This is a genomic window from Myxococcus eversor (assembly GCF_010894455.1).
In the GTDB taxonomy this organism is placed as follows: Bacteria; Myxococcota; Myxococcia; order Myxococcales; family Myxococcaceae; genus Myxococcus; species Myxococcus eversor.
The window spans coordinates 1-684 of the sequence record NZ_JAAIXY010000086.1 but is presented as its reverse complement, the minus strand read 5'-3'; the positions used below and the strand labels follow the sequence as shown (position 1 = coordinate 684).

1 protein-coding gene is annotated in these 684 nt (G+C 67.8%); it reads right to left on the bottom strand.

What is annotated here, in order from left to right; translation table 11 throughout:
- A partial coding sequence (locus G4D83_RS45245; protein ID WP_163871172.1) for an AMP-binding protein occupies positions 1–684 on the bottom strand: 684 nt, incomplete at both ends.

The following is a 684-nucleotide window of genomic DNA, read 5'->3' as shown; positions in this document are numbered from 1 at the left end:
TGGGCGCCGACCCACCAGGAAGCGAAGAGCTCCTGGATGGAGACGTCGAAGTTGAGGGAGGCGAACTGGAGCGTCACCGCGCGGGGGTTGGGAGACTGACGAATCTGCCAGGAGAGGAGGAAGCTCAGGGCACGGTGGGGCATGACGATGCCCTTGGGGATGCCCGTGGAGCCGGAGGTGTAGATGACGTAGGCGATGTCCTCGGTGGAGACGAGGACGGAAGGCGCCTGAGAGGACTGGCGGGAGATGGAGTCGGCCTCGGAGTCGACGAGGACGAAGCGCGCGTCGGTGCTCGCGGGAAGGACGGAGGCGAGCTGGGAGTGGGTGAGGACGACGGGGGCGCGGGTGTCCGCGAGCATGAAGGCGAGGCGCTCTGCGGGGTAGTTGGGGTCGAGAGCGACGTAGAAGGCGCCGGCCTTGAGGGTGGCGAGGACGGCGACGGCCATGTCGAGGGACTTGTCGAGGCAGATGCCGACGGCGAGGCCTGGAGTCACGCCACGAGAGGCGAGGTGACGAGCGAGTTGGTTGGCGCGTGCATCCAGGGCCGCGTAGGTGAGGGAGCGGGCGCCGTCGGAGATGGCGATGGCGTCAGGGGTACGAAGCACCTGGGCCTCGAAGGGGCCGTGCATGGTGGTGACGGCATGCGACTCGCGTGAGGTGTCGTTCCAGGAGACGAGGAACTGG